Source organism: Dolosicoccus paucivorans, from assembly GCF_900100125.1.
GTDB lineage: Bacteria > Bacillota > Bacilli > Lactobacillales > Aerococcaceae > Dolosicoccus > Dolosicoccus paucivorans.
Map to the genome: position 1 here is coordinate 1 of NZ_FNEL01000078.1, position 4,693 is coordinate 4,693.

The following is a 4,693-nucleotide window of genomic DNA, read 5'->3' on the forward strand; positions in this document are numbered from 1 at the left end:
TCAATCTTTCCCCAAAGAAGCTCTCAAAAGTTTCACCTCTGATCGTGGGAAAGAATTTGCTTGTTATTCAGACATCGAACAACAAAACATCGCTTTTTACTTTGCGGATGCTTACAGTGCCTGGCAGAGAGGGACTAACGAGAATTCCAATGGATTACTCAGAGAATTTTTCCCTAAACGCACAGATCTAGCTAAAATTACGGAACATGATCTTTTCAATGCGCTATGGTTGATAAACAATCGACCTAGAAAATGCTTAGATTTTAAAACACCTTTTGAAGTACTCATGCACGAACTCGTTCAGTTAGAATAACTTTTTGTCGCAATAATTATTGCAATTCATCAAATCAATTAAAAAATGGAAATGACATTAATTTACTAACTTATAGAGTAGGTGAGATAAATGAAAGTAGAAATTATTGCTGTGGGAACAGAACTTTTAATGGGACAAGTCATTGACTCAAACTCCGCAACGATCGCTCAAGAGTTATTATCTCTTGGTTTAGGAGTTTATTATCGTCAAGTTGTGGGAGATAACCCTGAGCGGATGTTTGAAGCGATTCAATTAGCTGGAGGTCGTTCAGATTTAATTATTTTATGTGGCGGAATCGGCCCAACTCAAGATGATATCACTAAACAAATGGTTGCAAAATATTTAAATGTTGATTTAATTCACGACCAAGAAGAAATTGATAAAATCAAACGCTATTTTGAAAAGAGCCGCCGTTCAATGCCTCAAAATAATTTAAGACAGGCTTTAATGTTCAAAGGAGGAGTCAAATTAGAAAACCCTGTGGGAACTGCTGCAGGAGCATTATATAAAACTAACAATGATCAAATGTTTGCTGTTTTACCAGGACCTCCTATGGAGTTAAAGGCAACTCTTAAACAATCGCTCATTCCGTATCTATTGCAATTTGTTCGAAAAAATGAAGTTATTGACTCTGTTTATTTGAACTTTGTTAATATAGGCGAATCACAAGTGGCAGAAGATATTGAAGATTTAATTAACCAGCAAACCAACCCCTCAATTGCTATGTACGCCAAACCTGAACGAGTTCAAATAAGACTTACGAGTAATGCAAAGAACCATGAAGAAGCTGAAAAGTTAAACGAACAACTAGCAAAAGAAATTATAAAAAGATTATCCAAACATTTTATTGGAAGAGGAAAAGAGTTTGATTTTGCTAAAGAAGTGGTGACGTTACTTAAGGAACGCTCTTTAACATTAAGTTGCGCCGAAAGTTTAACGGGTGGGTTATTTGCAAGTGAAATCGTATCCCAATCCGGGGCTTCTACTGTTTTTAAAGGCGGCGTTGTGAGTTATACCCCAGATATAAAAGAACAACTTTTAAATGTTTCACCTCAAACGATTAAAGAGCACTCCGTTTATAGCCAACAAGTGGCTATTGAAATGGCAAAAGGAGCTCAAGAGCAATTGAAAACAGATGTTAGTGTCAGTTTTACTGGAGTAGCAGGGCCAGACGATGAAAAAGATCATCCCGTAGGAGAAGTTCATTATGCGATTGCATTTAAAAACGAAAAGGCTCACACAGGTTGTTTGCATTTAGGACACCGCTCACGTAATATGATTCGTTATTTAAGTGTTCAGCGCGTTTTAGCTAATCTTATTGAATTGCTAAGACAAAGATAAGAACATTTGTTCGCTTTTTTATTGCTTTATATCAATTTGTAAGGTAAAATAACGTAGTAATGAGAAGATATGGAGGCAAATTATGTTAGATAAAGACCGTCAAAAAGCGCTTGACCAAGCGTTAAAAAATATTGAAAAAAACTTTGGTAAAGGCTCAATTATGCGCCTAGGAGAAAAAACGGATACGCGTATCTCTACTGTTCCTTCAGGTTCTTTAGCTCTAGACGTAGCTTTAGGAGTCGGAGGGTATCCAAGAGGAAGAATTATTGAAGTTTATGGACCAGAGTCTTCTGGTAAGACAACGGTAGCGCTACACGCTATTGCAGAAGTTCAAAAGCAAGGTGGACTAGCGGCTTTCATCGATGCAGAGCACGCTTTAGATCCTACCTATGCAGAACGACTTGGAGTAGATATCGATCAATTGCTTCTTTCCCAACCTGATACTGGAGAACAAGGGTTAGAGATTGCTGATGCACTGGTTGCTTCTGGTGCAGTAGATATCGTCGTCGTTGACTCAGTAGCTGCTTTAGTTCCTCGAGCAGAAATTGAAGGAGATATGGGAGATGCTCACGTTGGATTACAAGCTCGCTTAATGTCTCAAGCGTTACGTAAATTATCAGGTTCCATTAATAAAACTAAAACGATTGCTCTTTTTATTAACCAATTAAGAGAGAAAGTCGGCGTCATGTTTGGAAACCCTGAAACAACTCCAGGAGGACGAGCGTTAAAATTCTATTCTTCAGTTCGTTTAGATGTTCGTCGTATTGAGACCATTAAAGATGGAACGGATATGGTGGGGAACCGTACAAGAATTCGTGTCGTCAAAAATAAAGTGGCACCTCCATTTAAAGAAGCGATTGTTGATATCATGTATGGCCAAGGGATCTCACAAACAGGCGAGCTTGTTGATATGGCCTCTCAAATTGATGTGTTAAATAAAGCCGGATCATGGTATTCATATGGAGACACCCGTATTGGGCAAGGTCGCGAATTTGTTAAAAATTATTTAGAAGAACATCCTGAAATGCGTCAAGAAATCGAAATGAAAGTTCGTCGTCATTTTAATATCGGTGTTGAAGGCGAAGAAGATGAAGTAAGCCAAGAAGAGTCTGTAGCAGATTCTGAGAAAGAATAACTTTATTTTTATAAATCATTACAAGCAACCTTTAACTTGTTATTCTTCAACCTGCTTCTTTGATTGACATTGAGTGGTAAAGAGGATAAGATATAAGTTGTGTAGGAGACCATTCTACTACTTGTAATATGATATAAACCATTCAATGTAGCACAATAATAGACGGAGGTGACTCTTATGGACTTTATGTCTATCGCCTTCGCGATTGTTGCTTTAATAGTCGGAATAATCATTGGATTTTCAATCGTTAAATTTTCTGAAAAAAGAAACATCGCTGGTGCCAAAGTGACCGCAGAAACTATTGTAGATGATGCGATTCAACAAGCTCAAACGTTGAAACGTGAGGCATTATTTGAGGCAAAAGAAGAAAATTTAAAGTACCGTAATGAGGTTGAAGATGAATTAAAAAAACGACGCAATGAAGTGAATCGCATGGAAATGAGAATCATCCAGCGAGAAGAAAATTTAGATAGAAAAAGCGAAACTTTAGATAAAAGAGAAGAGAATTTAGAAGATAAAGAAAGTGATTATCTTCAACGAAATAAACAGCTTGAATCTAAAGAACAAGAGCTTGATGGGATTATTCAAGACCAACAGACAACGCTAGAGCAAGTGGCCATGATGTCACGTCAAGAAGCTCAAGATAAAATTTTAGAAGAAATGAACGAAGCACTTCAGCAAGAAACAGCTTTAATGATCAAAAACGCAGAACAAGAAGCAAAAGATGTTGCAGACCGCAATGCTAAAGATATCATTTTACAAGCAATTCAACGAAGTGCTACTGACATGGTTGCTGAAAATACAGTAACAGTTGTTCATTTGCCTAATGACGATATGAAAGGACGAATTATAGGTCGTGAAGGACGCAATATTCGAACTTTAGAAAGCTTAACAGGGATTGATTTGATTATTGATGATACCCCTGAAGCAGTCGTGTTAAGTGGTTTTGACCCTATTAGAAGACAAATTGCTGAAATTGCATTGGAAAAACTAATCCAAGATGGGCGTATTCATCCTGGACGTATTGAAGAGATGGTTGAGCGAGCGCGTAAAGAACTCGACGAAAAGATTCGTGAAATTGGTGAGCAGGCAACCTTTGAGTTAGGGATTCACTCACTCCATCCTGATATTATTAAATTGCTTGGACGTTTATCTTTTAGAACAAGTTATGGCCAAAATGTACTGAATCATAGTATGGAAGTAGCTAAATTAGCTGGTGTTCTTGCCGGTGAATTAGGAGAAGATGTTACATTAGCTAAACGTGCAGGTCTACTTCACGATATCGGTAAAGCTTTAGACCAAGAAATTGAAGGATCTCATGTTGAAATTGGTGCAGAGATTGCTAATAAATATCATGAAAATGAAGTGGTTGTCAATGCGATCGCCTCTCATCATGGAGATACTGATCCAACTTCGACAATTAGTGTATTAGTTGCTGTAGCGGATGCTCTTTCAGCGGCTAGACCAGGTGCTCGTAGCGAGTCTCTTGAAAGCTATATTCGTCGACTTGAGAAACTAGAAGAAATCTCAACTAGCTTTAAAGGCGTACAGCAAAGTTATGCTATTCAAGCAGGACGAGAAGTACGCATTTTAGTAAAACCAGATGAAATTGATGATGCACAAGCTGTCCAATTATCGCGCAACATTCGAAAACGGATTGAAGCCGAAATGAACTATCCAGGAAATATTAAAGTGACAGTAATTCGCGAAACTAGAGCAATAGAATATGCGAAGTAATCATATTATAATGAGTGAGATAAGAAGGAGCGATGCAATATCTATTTGCATCGCTTTTTTTACTTTTATCTATGATGAATTGCAATAATTATTGCGACAAAAAGTTATTCTAACTGAACGAGTTCGTGCATGAGTACTTCAAAAGGTGTTTTAAAATCTAAGCATTT

4 protein-coding genes are annotated in these 4,693 nt (G+C 37.4%); all 4 read left to right on the forward strand.

All coding sequences use genetic code 11. The features are described 5' to 3' along the window. On the forward strand, positions 1–313 hold a 313-nt coding region (locus BLR79_RS08345; RefSeq protein ID WP_143338774.1), incomplete at its 5' end, for an IS30 family transposase. A gap of 90 nt (positions 314–403) precedes the next feature. Further along, positions 404–1,654, forward strand: a complete 1,251-nt coding sequence (locus BLR79_RS08350; protein WP_092086928.1) for a competence/damage-inducible protein A — start codon at positions 404–406, stop codon at positions 1,652–1,654. 82 nt (positions 1,655–1,736) lie between these two features. Beyond that, positions 1,737–2,789 carry a recombinase RecA gene (gene recA, locus BLR79_RS08355; protein ID WP_092086930.1) on the forward strand — a complete coding sequence of 351 codons (1,053 nt, stop codon included), beginning with the start codon at positions 1,737–1,739 and terminating at the stop codon, positions 2,787–2,789. 177 nt (positions 2,790–2,966) lie between these two features. Further along, positions 2,967–4,526 (forward strand): ribonuclease Y, encoded by a 1,560-nt coding sequence (rny, locus tag BLR79_RS08360; protein WP_092086932.1) that lies wholly within the window; start codon positions 2,967–2,969, stop codon positions 4,524–4,526. Positions 4,527–4,693 lie beyond the last annotated feature (167 nt).